This window comes from Streptomyces sp. NPDC086777, from assembly GCF_040702065.1.
GTDB lineage: Bacteria > Actinomycetota > Actinomycetes > Streptomycetales > Streptomycetaceae > Streptomyces.
Window position 1 is genome coordinate 263,372 of the sequence record NZ_JBFBJI010000002.1, and the last position, 14,318, is coordinate 277,689.

General features: G+C 72.4%; 14 protein-coding genes. 10 read left to right on the forward strand and 4 right to left on the reverse strand.

Annotated elements, in window-relative coordinates; genetic code table 11:
• The first annotated feature begins 71 nt into the window (after nucleotides 1-71).
• The 10 genes from AB0472_RS03775 (at nucleotide 72) to AB0472_RS03820 (ending at nucleotide 10,423) form a co-directional block, all read left to right on the forward strand.
• A complete protein-coding gene (locus tag AB0472_RS03775; protein WP_366353093.1) occupies nucleotides 72-2,618 on the forward strand; it encodes a YfhO family protein in 2,547 nt (848 codons plus the stop codon).
• A 24-nt stretch (nucleotides 2,619-2,642) separates the two neighbouring features.
• A complete protein-coding gene (locus AB0472_RS03780; protein WP_366353095.1) occupies nucleotides 2,643-3,617 on the forward strand; it encodes a glycosyltransferase family 2 protein in 975 nt (324 codons plus the stop codon).
• A complete protein-coding gene (locus AB0472_RS03785) occupies nucleotides 3,617-4,090 on the forward strand; it encodes a GtrA family protein (RefSeq protein WP_366353097.1) in 474 nt (157 codons plus the stop codon). Before AB0472_RS03780 ends, AB0472_RS03785 begins: the two co-directional genes overlap by 1 nt.
• A gap of 45 nt (nucleotides 4,091-4,135) precedes the next feature.
• Complete coding sequence (argC, locus tag AB0472_RS03790) at nucleotides 4,136-5,164, forward strand: N-acetyl-gamma-glutamyl-phosphate reductase (protein ID WP_366353098.1); 1,029 nt, start codon at nucleotides 4,136-4,138, stop codon at nucleotides 5,162-5,164.
• Entirely contained in the window at nucleotides 5,161-6,312 is a 1,152-nt protein-coding gene (gene argJ, locus AB0472_RS03795; protein ID WP_366353100.1) for a bifunctional glutamate N-acetyltransferase/amino-acid acetyltransferase ArgJ, read from the forward strand. The genes argC and argJ overlap by 4 nt, the downstream gene beginning before the upstream one ends.
• Entirely contained in the window at nucleotides 6,309-7,211 is a 903-nt protein-coding gene (argB, locus tag AB0472_RS03800; RefSeq protein ID WP_366353102.1) for an acetylglutamate kinase, read from the forward strand. The genes argJ and argB overlap by 4 nt, the downstream gene beginning before the upstream one ends.
• Nucleotides 7,208-8,404 carry an acetylornithine transaminase gene (locus AB0472_RS03805; protein ID WP_366353104.1) on the forward strand — a complete coding sequence of 399 codons (1,197 nt, stop codon included), beginning with the start codon at nucleotides 7,208-7,210 and terminating at the stop codon, nucleotides 8,402-8,404. Before argB ends, AB0472_RS03805 begins: the two co-directional genes overlap by 4 nt.
• Nucleotides 8,405-8,411: 7 nt before the next feature.
• Nucleotides 8,412-8,957 carry an arginine repressor gene (locus tag AB0472_RS03810; protein ID WP_351704256.1) on the forward strand — a complete coding sequence of 182 codons (546 nt, stop codon included), beginning with the start codon at nucleotides 8,412-8,414 and terminating at the stop codon, nucleotides 8,955-8,957.
• A 133-nt stretch (nucleotides 8,958-9,090) separates the two neighbouring features.
• Nucleotides 9,091-9,678: a sigma-70 family RNA polymerase sigma factor gene (locus AB0472_RS03815; protein ID WP_366353106.1), complete on the forward strand. Its 588-nt coding sequence runs from the start codon at nucleotides 9,091-9,093 to the stop codon at nucleotides 9,676-9,678.
• The gene (locus AB0472_RS03820) at nucleotides 9,668-10,423 is read left to right on the forward strand and encodes a zf-HC2 domain-containing protein (protein ID WP_366353107.1); all 756 of its coding nucleotides are present in this window, start codon (nucleotides 9,668-9,670) and stop codon (nucleotides 10,421-10,423) included. The genes AB0472_RS03815 and AB0472_RS03820 overlap by 11 nt, the downstream gene beginning before the upstream one ends.
• Here the strand turns inward: AB0472_RS03820 and AB0472_RS03825 are convergent.
• The 4 genes from AB0472_RS03825 to AB0472_RS03840 all read right to left on the reverse strand — a co-directional run bounded on the left by AB0472_RS03825 (nucleotide 10,418) and on the right by AB0472_RS03840 (nucleotide 14,289).
• Nucleotides 10,418-12,190, reverse strand: a complete 1,773-nt coding sequence (locus AB0472_RS03825; protein WP_366353109.1) for an ABC transporter ATP-binding protein — start codon at nucleotides 12,188-12,190, stop codon at nucleotides 10,418-10,420. The genes AB0472_RS03820 and AB0472_RS03825 overlap by 6 nt on opposite strands.
• Before the next feature lie 76 nt (nucleotides 12,191-12,266).
• Nucleotides 12,267-12,434: a hypothetical protein gene (locus AB0472_RS03830; protein ID WP_366353110.1), complete on the reverse strand. Its 168-nt coding sequence runs from the start codon at nucleotides 12,432-12,434 to the stop codon at nucleotides 12,267-12,269.
• A 249-nt stretch (nucleotides 12,435-12,683) separates the two neighbouring features.
• Nucleotides 12,684-13,424 (reverse strand): FAD:protein FMN transferase, encoded by a 741-nt coding sequence (locus tag AB0472_RS03835; protein ID WP_366353112.1) that lies wholly within the window; start codon nucleotides 13,422-13,424, stop codon nucleotides 12,684-12,686.
• A gap of 55 nt (nucleotides 13,425-13,479) precedes the next feature.
• Nucleotides 13,480-14,289 carry an FMN-binding protein gene (locus tag AB0472_RS03840; RefSeq protein ID WP_366353114.1) on the reverse strand — a complete coding sequence of 270 codons (810 nt, stop codon included), beginning with the start codon at nucleotides 14,287-14,289 and terminating at the stop codon, nucleotides 13,480-13,482.
• Nucleotides 14,290-14,318 lie beyond the last annotated feature (29 nt).

Below are 14,318 nucleotides of genomic sequence, written 5' to 3' on the forward strand. Positions count from 1 at the left end.
GCACCGTCCTGGCCGGGCGTGAACAGGGGGCGAAACCGGCAGGGGGCCAGGAGGAACGGGAAAACGGCCCGGTGAAATGGCGGAGAGCCGATCCGGGAGCGGCCGCCGCGCTGCTCGCGGCACTTCTCGCCACCGTGGCGTTCTGTGCCGCCGACGTGATCGCGCGCAGCTACCCGTTCGGGCCCCGCACCCGCAGCGTCAACGACCTCGGCAACCAGTACGTGCCCTTCCACGCCCACCTCTGGGACCTGCTGCACGGCAGGGCCGACGGCGGCCTCCTCGTCAACTGGCAGTCCGGCTACGGCTCCAGCTTCCTGCCGGACCTCGGCACCTATGTGAGCAGCCCGTTCGCGCTCCTGGTCGCCCTCTTCCCGCGCGACGAGATCGACCTCGCGGTGTACACGGTCACCGTGCTGAAGACGGCGGTCGCCGCCGCCGCCATGGCCTGGCTGCTGATGAGCCTGCGCCGGGGCCGCTGGTGGGTGGCCGGCGTCCTGGGCGCCTCCTACGCGCTGTGCGGCTGGAGCCTCGCCCTCGCCTCCTACAACCCCATGTGGCTCGACGGCCTGATCGCGCTGCCGCTGTTCTGCCTGGTCGGCGAGTGGGCGATGGCCGGCCGGCGCCCGCTGGGCGGGGTGCTGATCGTGGCGCTCGCCTGGATCGCCAACTTCTACACCGCCTACATGGCCACCCTCGGCGCCGCCCTGGTGCTGCTGCTCCGGCTCGTGCTCGCCGAACTGCCGTGGCGGCGCGCCCTCGCGGTGGTGGGCCGGGCCGCCGCGACCGTCGGGCTGGGCATCGGGCTGGCCGCGCCGCTGGTGATCGTCGTGTACTCCGGCACCAAGCACGCCTACCCCGGCCGCGAGGGCCGGTTCGCCCCCGTCGGCACCGAGGACCTGCTCGCCCGGCTGCTGCCGACGACCTACAGCTACGGCTCCCCGGCCCTCTACGTCGGCGTCACCGCACTGGTGCTCGCCCTCGCACTGCCCTTCCACCGGAAGGTCCCGGTCCGGGTGCGGGCCGGCTGGACGGTCCTGGTGCTCGCGGTCGCCCTCTCGCTCCAGTGGGCGCCGACCAGCCTGGCCTGGCACGCCTTCGCCGTCCCGAACGGCAGCTCGTACCGGCAGGCCTTCGTGCTCTGTGCCCTGCTGGTCATCGCGGCCTGGCACGCACTGGCCTACGGGCCGCCCGACCGGCGGGCACTCGGCGCCGCCGCCGTCCTGCTGGCCCTGGTCGCCGCGGCCGCGAGCCGCAGCGCCCTCACCGAGCAGCACGGCCACCACACCTGGCCGGTGGTGCTGCTCGCGGCCGCGGGCACGCTCGGCGGGCTCACGCTGCTGGGTCTCGGGAACGCCCGGCCGGTGCTGGCCGGACTGGCCGTCGTCCTGCTGATCGGCGCCCAGTTCGGCGAGGCCGCCGCCACCTCGGCCGTGGCCACCCGGATGCGGCTCGGACACATGGACGACTACGCGCCCTGGGGCGACCGCCAGCAGAGGGAGGCGGACGCGGTCGCGAGCGCCGACGCCTGGCCCGCGTACCGCACCGAACCCGGCCGCGACCAGACCGTCGCCAACGACCCCATGATGGTCGGCGGCCAGGGCTCCCAGTACTACAGCAGCCTCACCGCCGACGTCCTCAGCCGCACCCTGACCGCGCTCGGCGACGGCTGGACCTCACGCGGCCGCAGCCTGCAGAGCCTCGACAACCCCGTCACCGACGCGGTCTTCTCGGTGGGCGCCCGGGTGCACAACCCGCCGGATCCGCACCAGAAGTGGCTGCCCCAGGGCGGCGGCCCCTCCACCGTCACCCGCGAGGACGTCCCGCCGCTGGTGACGGTACGGCCCGCCGCCGCGCACTCCACCCCGGCCGCCTTCGGCCCGTCCCCCTACCGCAACCAGGAACTCCTGCTCGGCGCCCGCGTCTACACCCTGCCCCGCACCACCCTCAGCGGTACGCACCAGGGCGACGAGGCGCAGGGCCTGCCGGTCGACGGAGCGCGGACGGTCACCGCCCGCTGCCGGCCCGGCAGTTCCGTCTTCCTGTGGGCACCGCACTACTCCGGCACCGCCCGGCTCGCCGGCGGCGGCGAGCAGAAGCTGTTCCGGTCCGACGCCGAGAACGCGAAGACCGCCGCGATGCAGCCGCTCGGCACCGTGGGCGCCGCGGGTCAGGTCCGGATCGACCTGGAGCCCGACCGGCTCGGCCGCTTCCCGGCACAGGGCGCGGTCGGCTGCCTCGACACCGCGAGACTGCGCACCGCCGTCCAGCACCTGAAGGCCACCGGCGCGACCGAGGTGACCGTCTCCGACGGCACCCTGCACGCCCGACTCCCCGCGGGCAGCAGGGGAACCGCCGTGGTGGCCGCCCCGCGGATCGCCGGCTGGCGCTGCTCCGCGGGCGGCGACGAGGTCCCGGCGGGCGAGTTCCACGGCCTGATCGCCGTCCCGCTCGGCTCCTCCGCCACCAGCCTGACCTGCACCTTCCACCCGCCCGGCCTGCGCCTGGGCACCGCCGTCGGCGGCGCATCGCTGCTGACCCTGATCCTCATCGGCGCCGTCTCCGCCGTACGCCGCAGAACCGCCACCCGCTCCGGCGAGCGCACGACCACCGCTCACTGACCCGTCCCCAGGGGGAAGAGACCCATGCTGATATCGATCGTCGCACCCTGCTACAACGAGGAAGACGTCATAGAGCGCTTCCACGAGCAGGTCCAGAAGATCGCCAACGAACTGCTGCCGCTCGGCCACGACATGGAGTTCGTGTACGTCGACGACGGCAGCCGCGACCGCACCCTGCCCCTCCTCAGCAAGATCGCCGACGGCGACTCGCGCGTCCGGTACGTCTCCTTCAGCCGCAACTTCGGCAAGGAGGCGGCCCTGCTGGCCGGGCTGAGGCACGCCGCCGGCGACGCCGTGATCGTCATGGACGCCGACCTGCAGCACCCGCCGGCGCTGATCAAGCGCATGGTCGAACTGCGCGGCGAGGGCTACGACCAGGTCATCGCCAAGCGCACCCGGCAGGGCGACCGCGTCACCCGTACCCTCACCGCCCGCCTCTACTACCGGCTCATCAACCGCATGGTCGACGTCGAACTCGTCGACGGCGTGGGCGACTTCCGGCTGATGTCGCGCCGGGTGGTGGACGCGATCGTGAGCCTCACCGAGTACAACCGGTTCTCCAAGGGCCTGTTCGCCTGGGTCGGCTTCCCCAGCACCACCTTCGAGTACGAGAACGCGGTCCGTGAGCACGGCAGCAGCTCCTGGTCGTTCCGCAGCCTGCTCAACTACGGCCTCGACGGGCTGCTCTCCTTCAACAACCGCCCGCTGCGCGCCGCGCTCCACCTCGGCCTGACCCTGCTGTCCCTGGCCGGTGCGTACACGGCGTGGATCGTCGGCGGCGCCATGATCAACGGTGTCCAGACGCCCGGCTATGTCACCATCATTACAGCCGTCACCGCCCTGGCCGGCGTACAGATGATCATGCTCGGGGTCATCGGCGAGTACACCGGCCGGATCTACTACGAGGTCAAGGGGCGCCCGCACTTCCTGGTGAAGGCGACGAACGTGGACCGAACGGAAGACCGCAGCCGCGGCACGACGAAGGACCTCATCCCCTGATGCCGAACGCCACCCTGTCGACCGCCACCGGACCCGCCCGCCCGATATCCGGGCAGATCATCACCTTCGCGGTGGTCGGTGTCGTCAACACCGCGACGTACTACGCTCTTTACCTGCTTTTTCTGAGGTATTTGCCGTATCTGGCCGCGCATGTTCTCGCGTTTTTCCTGAGCATGATCGGCTCCTTTTTTCTCAATGCGCGGTTCACTTACCGGACGCGTCCCACCTGGCGGAAATTCCTGCTGTTCCCGCTGACCAACGCGACGAATTTCGTGATCACCACCGTGGGGGTGTACGTGATCGTCGACGTGTTGCACGCGGGAAGCAGGTTCGCTCCGCTGATGGCGTCGGCGGCGGCGATTCCGGTGACGTTCGTCGTTTCCCGCTGGGTCATGCTGCAGCGCCCCGAAGGCGCGCGGGCACCTGTGCGGCCGGCCGCGACGGCGCCGCGGCCGAACGATCCCGTTGCATAAACGTGCGGCGAACCGTATAGTCATGCCATCTGGAGGAGGATGGACATGGCGGTACGTGCGGCGGTGGCCGGAGCGAGCGGGTACGCGGGCGGAGAGGTCCTGCGGCTGCTCCTCGCGCACCCCGAGGTCGAGATCGGCACCCTGACCGGCAACTCCAACGCGGGCCAGCGCCTCGGCGCGCTCCAGCCCCATCTGCTCCCGCTGGCCGACCGGGTGCTGGCGGAGACGACCGCCGAGGCCCTCGCCGGGCACGACGTGGTCTTCCTCGCGCTCCCGCACGGTCAGTCCGCCGCCGTCGCCGAGCAGCTCGGCCCGGACGTCCTCGTCGTCGACATGGGCGCCGACTTCCGGCTGACCGACCCGGCCGACTGGGAGCGCTTCTACGGCTCCCCGCACGCCGGCACCTGGCCCTACGGCCTCCCCGAACTTCCGGGTGCCCGCGCCGCGCTGGAGGGGTCCAAGCGCATCGCGGTACCCGGTTGCTACCCCACCGCCGTCTCCCTCGCCCTGTACCCGGCCTACACCGCCCGGCTCGCCGAGCCCGAGGCGCTGATCGTCGCCGCGTCCGGTACCTCCGGCGCGGGCAAGGCGCCCAAGCCGCACCTGCTGGGCAGCGAGGTCATGGGCTCCATGTCGCCGTACGGCGTCGGCGGCGGCCACCGGCACACCCCCGAGATGATCCAGAACCTGAGCGCGGTGGCGGGGCAGCGGGTCGCCGTCTCCTTCACGCCGACGCTCGCGCCGATGCCCCGGGGCATCCTCGCCACCTGCAGCGCCAAGGCCGTGCCGGGCGTGACGGCCGAGTCCGTGCGCGCCGCCTACGAGAAGGCCTACGCCGACGAACCCTTCGTCCACCTGCTCCCCGAGGGACAGTGGCCCGCCACGGCGTCCGTCCACGGTTCCAACGCCGTTCAGGTGCAGGTCGCGTACGACGAGGCAGTGGGCCGCATCATCGCGATCAGCGCCATCGACAACCTGACCAAGGGCACCGCCGGCGGTGCCGTCCAGAGCATGAACCTCGCCCTGGGTCTTGCCGAGACCACCGGGCTGACCACGATCGGAGTTGCGCCGTGAGCGTGACGGCAGCGAAGGGATTCACGGCCGCGGGCATCGCCGCCGGGATCAAGGAGAACGGCAACCCGGACCTGGCCCTCGTGGTCAACACCGGGCCCCGCCGTGCCGCCGCGGGCGTCTTCACCTCCAACCGCGTGAAGGCCGCGCCGGTGCTGTGGTCCGAGCAGGTCCTCAAGAGCGGCCAGGTCTCCGCCGTCGTCCTCAACTCCGGCGGCGCCAACGCCTGCACCGGCCCCAAGGGCTTCCAGGACACCCACGCGACCGCCGAGAAGGCGGCCGAGGTCCTCGGCCGCGGTGCCATCGAGGTGGCGGTCTGCTCGACCGGCCTGATCGGCGTGCTCCTGCCCATGGACAAGCTGCTGCCGGGCGTCGAGACCGCGGCCGCCGCCCTCAGCGAGCACGGCGGCGAGAAGGCCGCCATCGCCATCAAGACCACCGACACGGTGCACAAGACGGCCGTCGTGACGAAGGACGGCTGGACCGTCGGCGGGATGGCGAAGGGCGCCGGCATGCTCGCTCCCGGCCTCGCCACCATGCTGGTCGTCCTCACCACGGACGCGGCCGTCGAGAGCGAGGTGCTCGACAAGGCGCTGCGCGCCGCGACCCGGACCACCTTCGACCGCGTCGACTCCGACGGCTGCATGTCCACCAACGACACCGTGCTGCTGCTCGCCTCGGGCGCGGCAGAGGTCACCCCGGAGTACGCGGAGTTCGCCGAAGCCGTCCGCGCGGTCTGCGACGACCTCGGCCAGCAGCTCATCCGGGACGCCGAGGGCGCCAGCAAGGACATCAGGGTCGAGGTGGTCAACGCCGCCTCCGAGGACGACGCCGTCGAGGTGGGCCGCTCCATCGCCCGCAACAACCTCCTCAAGTGCGCCATCCACGGCGAGGACCCCAACTGGGGCCGTGTCCTGTCCGCCATCGGCACGACCAAGGCCGCCTTCGAACCGGACCGGCTCAACGTCGCCATCAACGGGGTCTGGGTCTGCAAGAACGGCGGGGTGGGCGAGGACCGCGAGAAGGTCGACATGCGCTACCGCGAGGTGCACATCGTCGCCGACCTCGCCGCGGGCTCCGAGACCGCCACCATCTGGACCAACGACCTGACAGCGGACTACGTCCACGAGAACAGCGCGTACTCGTCATGAGCACCACGCGCAAGCACACCGCGCTGCCCAAGGCGCAGATCCTCATCGAGGCGCTGCCCTGGCTGGTCCGTCACAACGGCAGGACCGTCGTGATCAAGTTCGGCGGCAACGCCATGATCGACGAGGACCTGAAGGCCGCGTTCGCCCAGGACGTCGTCTTTCTGCACCACGCCGGCCTCAAGCCGGTCGTCGTGCACGGCGGCGGCCCGCAGATCAGCGCCGCGCTGGACAGGCACGGCATCGTCAGCGAGTTCAAGGCCGGCCTCAGGGTCACCACCGAGGACGCCATGGACGTCGTACGGATGGTGCTCGCCGGGCAGGTCCAGCGCGAGCTGGTCAACCTGCTCAACCAGCACGGCCCGCTCGCCGTCGGACTGACCGGCGAGGACGCCCACACCATCACCGCCACCAAGCACCGGCCCGAGATCGACGGCGAACTCGTCGACATCGGGCGGGTCGGCGAGATCACCTCGATCGACACGGGCGCGATCGAGGCCCTGCTCGCCGACGGCCGCATCCCGGTCGTCTCCTCCATCGCCCGCTCCGAGGACGACGGACATGTCTACAACGTCAATGCTGATACGGCGGCTGCGGCACTCGCTGCTGCTCTGGGCGCCGAGACCCTCATGGTCCTCACCGACGTGGAGGGCCTCTACGAGGACTGGCCGAACTCCGACGAGGTGATCAGCCGCCTCACCGCTTCCCAACTGGAGAAGCTGCTGCCGGAACTCAGCTCCGGCATGGTGCCGAAGATGGAGGGCTGCCTGCACGCCGTACGCAACGGTGTCACCACCGCCCGCGTCATCGACGGCCGGGTCCAGCACTCGATCCTGCTGGAGATCTTCACGGACGAAGGCATCGGCACCATGGTCGTGCCGGACCAGGAGGGGGAGTCATGAGCAACCAGGAACTGACCACGCGCTGGCAGGGCGCGCTCATGAACAACTACGGCACCCCGCGACTGCCGCTCGTCCGCGGTGCGGGCGTCACGGTCTGGGACACCGAGGGCCGCGCGTACCAGGACTTCGTCGGCGGGATCGCCACCAACGCGCTCGGCCATGCCCACCCGGCGATCGTCGAGGCCGTCAGCAGGCAGATCGCGTCCCTCGGCCACATCTCCAACTTCTTCATGGCCGAACCCACCGTCACCCTCGCCGAACGGCTGCTCCAGCTCTTCGGCCGGGACGGCCGGGTCTTCTTCTGCAACTCCGGTGCCGAGGCCAACGAGGCCGCCTTCAAGATCGGCCGGCTGACCGGGCGGACCCACATGGTCGCCACCGACGGCGGCTTCCACGGCCGCACGATGGGCGCCCTCGCGCTCACCGGGCAGCCCGCCAAGCAGGACCCGTTCCGCCCGCTGCCCGCCGACGTCACCCACGTGCCCTACGGCGACGCGCAGGCGCTGGCCGCCGCCGTCACCGAGGAGACCGCCCTCGTCGTCGTCGAGCCCGTCCAGGGCGAGAACGGCGTCGTCGTACCCCCGGCCGGCTACCTCAAGGCGGCCCGTGCGATCACCGCCGCCACCGGCGCGCTGCTCGTCCTCGACGAGGTGCAGACCGGGATCGGCCGCACCGGCACCTGGTTCGAGTACCAGGCCCACGAGGGCGTGCTGCCCGACGTCGTAACCCTCGCCAAGCAGCTCGGCGGCGGGCTGCCGCTCGGCGCGACCGTGGCCTTCGGGCGCGCCGCCGACCTCCTCCAGCCCGGCCACCACGGCACCACCTTCGGCGGCAACCCGGTCGCCTGCGCCGCCGGCCTCGCCGTCCTCGACACCATCGAGAACGAGGGGTTGCTGGAGAACGTCAAGCGGCAGAGCGGGAGGTTGCGGGACGGAATCGAGGGTCTCGGGCACCGGCTGATCGATTATGTCCGGGGCGCGGGTCTCCTCCTGGGTATCGTGCTCACCGAGCCGCTGGCAGCGCAGGTGCAGCAGGCGGCTCAGGAGGCCGGGTTCCTGGTGAACGCGCCCGCTCCCGACGTCGTACGGCTGATGCCGCCGCTGAACCTCCGCGACGCCGAGGCGGACGCGCTGCTGCGCGCCCTGCCCGGCATCCTCGACGCAGCGAGCGGGGACGGACGATCCGGAGAATGAGACGACGATGAGCCAGGCGCAGGAGTTCGACCAGTCGGGCGGGGCGGGGCCCGCGGTGCCGCAGACCCGGACCGCCCGGCACCGCCGGATCGTGGACATCCTCAACCGGCAGCCGGTGCGCTCGCAGAGCCAGCTCGCGAAACTGCTGTCCGACGACGGGCTGACGGTGACCCAGGCGACGCTCTCCCGGGACCTCGACGAGCTGAACGCGGTGAAGATCCGCAACACCGACGGTGAGCTGATCTACGCGGTCCCCAGCGAGGGCGGCTTCCGCACCCCGCGGGCCCCGCTGGGGGAGTCGGCGAAGGAGGAGCGGATGCGCCGCCTCTCCCAGGAGCTCCTGATCTCGGCCGAGGCCTCGGCCAACCTGGTCGTCCTGCGCACCCCGCCCGGCGCGGCCCAGTTCCTGGCGTCCTCGATCGACCAGGCCGAGCTGCACGACATCCTCGGCACCATCGCGGGCGACGACACGGTCCTGCTGATCAGCAGGGAGCCGACCGGCGGCCAGGCCCTCGCGGACCACCTGCTGCGGCTCGCCCAGAACGGCCACTGACGGCCGCCGGGAGCCACCGGCCGACCCGCGTGCGGGGCCCGGTCCGCCGACGGACAATGACCGTGTGATCTTCCGCGGCGAGCGGTCAGGCGGGCGGGCAATCCCCTGGCGGCCGTCGAACGTACACAAGGGTGTGTCGGGATTCCGGTTCCCCGTCGGCCGTCTCCCGGACGAGGCTCTGCTGTCCGGGCTGGCCACCGGTGACCCCGAGCTCGCCGAGGTCTTCGTGCGGAGATTTCAGCACCGGGTCTTCGGGGTCGCGATGGCCGTCACGCGGGACCAGCAGCTTGCCGAGGACGTCGCCCAGCAGACGTTCGAGCGCGCCTGGCGGCATGCCCAGATCTACGACTCGCGCCGCGGCTCGGTCGGGACCTGGCTCACCACCATCGCCCACAACCTCGCCGTCGACGCCGTCCGGGCCCGGCGGACCGAACCGATGGCACCGGAGGACCTCGACCCCCTCCTCGACGCCGTCACCGAGACCCCCGAGCGATGGGCACTGGCCGACGAGGCCTCCACCCAGCTGCGGGCCGCGCTGGCCCGGCTGCCGCGAGAGCAGGCCAGGGCCCTGATGATGGCCGGCATCTACGGCATGACGGCCCAGCAGATCGCTGACGCGGAGCGGATCCCGCTGGGCACGGCCAAGACGCGGATCCGAGCGGCGATGGCGAAACTCCGTGCCGCGCTGGCGTCCCCGAAGGGAGGCGGCCATGTCCGGTGACGCGCACTGCGCGAAGCTGCACGAGGTCGGCGCCGAGCTGGCGCTGGGCGTCCTGCCCGGCCGGGAGCGGGCCGCGGCGGTCGCCCATCTGGACGGGTGCGCGGACTGCCGGGAGTACGTGCGCCGGCTCACCGGGATCGGCGACCGGTTGATCGGCCTGCTGCCGGAGAGCGACCCGCCGCCCGGCTTCGAGACCCGGGTGGCGCGCAGCCTGGCCGCGCAGGCGGCGGGGGCCGAGGGGGCACGGCCCGGCTACCCCGCCCAGGTCCGGCGGGGCCGTGTCCGGCGCCTCCGGCTGCGGCTCGCCGCGGTCGCCGCCACCGCCGCGGTCGCCGTCGGCTTCGCCGGCTGGGCGATCGGCAGCGCCGTCGAGGGCGCCGTCACCGCCTCGGCGCCCGCGGTCGAGTCCGAGCCCGTGCTGGTCGGGGACATGATCCCGGCCGGCGGCGGGGAGCCCGTCGGCGAGATCTACGCCCACCCCGGCAGCCCCGCCTGGATGTTCGTCTCCGTCGCCCTGCCCGGCACCCCCTACCAGGACCGGGTCACCTGCCTGCTGGCGCGCGCCGACGGAACGGCCACGCGGATCGGCGACTTCCCGCTGCGGGGCGGGCGCGGCAACTGGGGCGTGGCGGTCCCCGTGGACCTCACCAGGTACTCCGCCGCCCGCCTCACCTCCGCCGACGGCACCGTCCTCGCCACCGCCCGGCTGCAGAAGGGCAAGGTGGTGACCCCGGAGGCGTCATGACAGCGCCGCTCCCGAGCCGAGCCGGTGCAGCAGGGCGTACGGCCCCTGCCGCCCGAGGAGGTCCGTGGGCGCGCCGTCCTCGACGACCCGGCCGTGGTCGAGCACCACGATCCGGGTGGCGTGGCGGACGGTGGGCAGCTGGTGCGAGACGACCACGGTGGTCCGCCCGGCCATGAGCCGGCGCAGCGGCTCCATGACGCGCCGCGCCGAGCGGACGTCCAGCCCGGCGGTGGGCTCGTCCAGCAGGAGCACCGGGGCGTCCCGGATCATCGCGCGGGCGATCGCCAGCCGCCGGCACTGGCCGCCGGAGAGCGTCCGGCCGCGCTGTCCGACGAGCGTGTCGTAGCCGTCCGGGAGCCGCTCGACGAACTCGTGGGCGTCCGCGGCCCGCGCCGCCGCGACGATCTCGGCCTCCGTGGCCGCCGGCCGGCCGTAGGCGATGTTCTCCCGCACGGTGCCGTGGAAGACGAGGGTCTCCTGCAGCACCACCGCGATGTTCTCCCGGACGTCGGTCAGGCTGAGCTCGCGCAGGTCGGTCCCGTCGAGGCGGACCGCACCCCGGTCGGGGTCGTAGAACCGCAACTGCAGTTTCGCGAGTGTGGACTTGCCCGACCCGCTGGCCCCGACCAGCGCCAGCGTCTCCCCGGGAGCCGCCCGGAACGACACGTCGGACAGCGCCCAGGCCGCCGTACCGGGGTAGCGGAACCACACCCCGTCGAACTCCACCGCGCCCCGCGCCCGGCGCAGCCGACGCGCGCCGGCCGCCTCGGTCACCTGGGGCCGCTCGTCGAGCAGTTCGATGATCCGCTCCGCGGCGGCGGAGGCCGTGTAGAAGGTGGTGCCGAGGCCGGACAGCCCGTGGACCGGGCCGTACAGCTTGCCGATCAGCGCGAGGAACACCAGCAGTCCGCCGAGCGTGAGCTGCCCCTGGGCCAGCTTCCAGGTGCCGAGGGCCAGCACCGCGAGCCCGCCGGTCACCTCCACGAACTCGACCGCGGGCGCGTACACGGCACGGATCCGCGCCGAGGCCATCGCGGCCCGGAACCGGCCGGCGTTCTCCCGCTCGAACCGGCGCGCCTCCCACGCCTGCCGGTTGTACGCCTGCACCAGGACGACGTTGCCCAGCGACTCCTCGGCGATCGCGCCGAGCGCCCCGCCGCGCCGCCTGCGTTCCCGCGAGGCGTCCCTGACCAGCCGCGAGAAGTACCGGGCCGCGCCCCAGAACAGCGGTACGACGACGAGGGCGAGCAGGGTCAGGTCCCAGCGCAGGTAGACCAGCATGCCGAGGTAGACGCCCAGGCTGATCACGTAGTACAGGGCGTCCGCGACACCCGAGAGCAGGAACGTCTCCACCGCGTCGACGTCGCCGGTCACCCTGGACAGCACGTCCCCGAGCCGGCGGCGCTCGAAGAAGCCGAGGGAGAGTCCCTGGACATGCCGGAAGACGTCGGCCCGCAGGGCGAGCAGGAAGCGTTCGCCGACCCAGGTGGAGGTCACGTCGTCGGCGTAGCCGAGGATGCCGGAGCAGAGGACGAGGCCGAGATAGGCGGGCGCGATCCACAGGAAGGGGCGCAACTCCCGGCCGACGAGGACGTCGTCGACGACGAACTTGAAGAGCCACAGCTCCGCGGCGTCGACGGCAGGGCCGGTCAGGCTCAGCAGGACGAGCGGCACGAGCCAGCGGCGGCCGCCCCGGGTGTACGGCCAGAACCGCCGGAACACCTCGCGCGGGGGGACCGGGGGAGCGGCCGTGACCACTTGCGCCATGGGAGGGGGCCCTCGGAGAACACCGGCGGAGCGGACCGGCTGACCCGGAACCGGTCCGCTCCGCACTCAGGTGTGGTCAGTAGTGGTCGTGGCCGTGCCGGTCGTTCCGGTCGCGGTCGTGGTCGTGACCGTGGCGGTCGTTCCGGTCGTGGTCGTGACCGTGGTCGTGCCGGTCACCGTGCCGGTCGTCGTGGTCATGGTCGCGGTGGTGCTTGAACGGCATCAGGTTGCTGAAGACGGCCATGGTGTTCCTCCCGAAACTTGCGTCACAGGGGGTACGGCCGGGGAGGGGATCGGGATGGCCGTTTACGGGACGAATCCGTAGAAATTTTCGGCTGCAGGCCGGTGCGGGCTGGTCGCGCAGTTCCCCGCGCCCCTAAAAGACATAGCAGCGGGCAGGCGTGCCGCGGGGCGGCACGGGTGGGCGCCGGGGGTACCCCCGGCCGAAGGCCGGGGGAGGCACCCTGTCGGCGCCGGTAGGCGTCTCCCCGCCTCAGCCCAGACGCGCGGCCAGCCCCCCTGTGCACCGCACCTCGTCCCCCGCCGTGATCAACAGCCCCTCCACGTCCGGAAGCGACTCCAGCCAGGCCAGCCCGGCCCGCGACCCCATCGCGAACGCCGCCGTCGCCCAGCAGTCCACCCACGTCAGCCGCGGCCCCACCACCGTCACCGCCACCAGGTCCGTCACCGCCGACTTCCCGGTCCGCGGATCGACGATGTGGGCGCCCCGCTCCGCCGTACCGGACGTGGCGACCGCCAGCTCCGCCACCCCCGCCGCCGAGATCACCGCCGCCAGCCCGCCAGGCCGCAACGGATCCGCGATCCCCACCCGCCACGCCCGCGTCGGCTCGGGCGCGTCGAACATCTGGACGTCGCCGCCGCCGTTCACGCTCACACCCCGCACCCCGGGCACCCGCCGGAGCGACCGGGCCGCCCGCTCCGCGGACCAGCCCTTCACGATCCCGGTGGGATCGAGCCGCCCCCGGTAGCGCGTGCTGAACCAGCCGTCGCTCACCCGCTCCGCCTCGGCCGCCAGTTCCAGCACCTCGGCCACCTCGGGATCGCAGTCGCCGACGCCGATCTCCTCCCGTGCGAGGCGGGACACCTGGCTGTCCTCGCGGTACGTGCTGAACACCTCGTCGACCCGGTGCAGCCCACCGACCGCCTCGTCGAGAGCGGCCCGTACGGCATCCGGGTCCCCGCCGCGGACGTCGAAGGAGAAGACGGTCCCCATGACCTCCTCCGCGTGACGCACCGCGGCGGGAGCTTCCGCGGACTCGGCCACCGCCTCAGCCACCGGCCTGGTCCAGCGCCGACTGCAGGGACTGCTTGTAGCCGGCGCTGGTGTAGGTGGCCCCGGAGACGGAGTCGATGTTCGCGCTCTGCGCCGCCACCGCCTCCTGGTTGAGCTTCGGGACGGAGAGCGCGGTCTTCTGGTCGCTGGTGCCGCCCTTGGGCGCCTGCACCGCCTCCGCCTCGGTGATCTTCCCGCCTGAGACGGTGATCCGGACCTGGACCGGCCCGTACTGGGTCTGCGCGACCTGCCCGGTCACCGTCTTGGCCTGCGCCTGCGCGGACCCGGAGGAGGACGAGCCGGACGAGGAACCGGAGGACGAGCCGGACGAGGAACCGGAGGACGCGCCCGCCGCCTTCACCTTGTCCAGCGCCGACTGCAGGGACTGCTTGTAGCCGGTGCTCGTGTAGGTGGCCCCGGAGACCGAGTCGATGTTCGCGCTCTGCGCCGCCACCGCCTCCTTGTTGAGCTGCGGCACCGACAGCGCGGTCTTCTGGTCGCTGGTGCCGCCCTTGGGCGCCTGGATCGCCTGGGCCTGGGTGATCTTGCCGTTGGCGACGGTCAGCCGGACCTGGACGACCCCGTACTGCGTCTGGGTCGCGTTTCCGTCCACCGTGGTGGTGCCGGCGGCCCCGGTGCCGCCCTGCGGTGACTCCTGCCCGGCCGCCGCGGCCGACGGGGCCGCACCCGCCGCCGACGCGGACGCCGGGTCCGACGACGGCTTCAGTGACAGCAGCAGCACGACACCGGACACGGTGGCCGCGGTGGCCAGCACCACACGCCTGATGGGGTGACTCTTCCTCATCGCTTACGAACTCCCGATTCCCTGGATTC

Bases quoted from the DNA above. Each gene is read 5' to 3' on its own strand.
- AB0472_RS03780 (WP_366353095.1), top strand. From the start codon at position 2,643: ATGCTGATATCGATCGTCGCACCCTGCTACAACGAGGAAGACGTCATA.
- AB0472_RS03785 (WP_366353097.1), top strand. From the start codon at position 3,617: ATGCCGAACGCCACCCTGTCGACCGCCACCGGACCCGCCCGCCCGATA.
- argC (WP_366353098.1), top strand. From the start codon at position 4,136: ATGGCGGTACGTGCGGCGGTGGCCGGAGCGAGCGGGTACGCGGGCGGA.
- argB (WP_366353102.1), top strand. From the start codon at position 6,309: ATGAGCACCACGCGCAAGCACACCGCGCTGCCCAAGGCGCAGATCCTC.
- AB0472_RS03805 (WP_366353104.1), top strand. From the start codon at position 7,208: ATGAGCAACCAGGAACTGACCACGCGCTGGCAGGGCGCGCTCATGAAC.
- AB0472_RS03810 (WP_351704256.1), top strand. From the start codon at position 8,412: ATGAGCCAGGCGCAGGAGTTCGACCAGTCGGGCGGGGCGGGGCCCGCG.
- AB0472_RS03820 (WP_366353107.1), top strand. From the start codon at position 9,668: ATGTCCGGTGACGCGCACTGCGCGAAGCTGCACGAGGTCGGCGCCGAG.
- AB0472_RS03825 (WP_366353109.1), bottom strand. From the start codon at position 12,190: ATGGCGCAAGTGGTCACGGCCGCTCCCCCGGTCCCCCCGCGCGAGGTG.
- AB0472_RS03830 (WP_366353110.1), bottom strand. From the start codon at position 12,434: ATGGCCGTCTTCAGCAACCTGATGCCGTTCAAGCACCACCGCGACCAT.
- AB0472_RS03835 (WP_366353112.1), bottom strand. From the start codon at position 13,424: ATGGGGACCGTCTTCTCCTTCGACGTCCGCGGCGGGGACCCGGATGCC.
- AB0472_RS03840 (WP_366353114.1), bottom strand. From the start codon at position 14,289: ATGAGGAAGAGTCACCCCATCAGGCGTGTGGTGCTGGCCACCGCGGCC.